This window comes from Aquimarina sp. U1-2, from assembly GCF_017897595.1.
Classification (GTDB): Bacteria; Bacteroidota; Bacteroidia; order Flavobacteriales; family Flavobacteriaceae; genus Aquimarina.
This window is the reverse complement of record NZ_JAGKIK010000152.1, coordinates 1-304: the sequence shown is the minus strand read 5'-3', so window position 1 is coordinate 304 and position 304 is coordinate 1. Positions and strand designations below refer to the sequence as shown.

Genomic DNA, 304 nt, shown 5'->3' with positions numbered 1-304 from the left:
TACATTAATTTTTGGGCTTGAGGTTTTCCTTTGTATTTAGGAACTATTTGCGCAAAAATCCTATTGGCTTTCTCGTACTTACCTTCCTGAAAAAGAGAGTCTCCCATTTTAAATTTTAAAGCGACATCTTCAGATTTCAAAATCTTTTGATACTCGCTACAGGAACTTAAAATACAGGCTATTACTAATATGCTAAAAAGAGTAGTTCTCATAGATTTTAAACAGAATGCAAAATTACATTTATTAAACGTAATTTAAAAATATTATTTCACGGCTAAAATAAACCTTCAAATACTGCAATCAG

The 304-nt window shown here is 29.6% G+C and carries 1 pseudogene; it reads right to left on the bottom strand.

From position 1 onward, the window contains the following. A pseudogene (locus J8281_RS19445) lies at nt 1–212 on the bottom strand (outer membrane protein assembly factor BamD); the annotation flags it as partial. Nucleotides 213–304 lie beyond the last annotated feature (92 nt).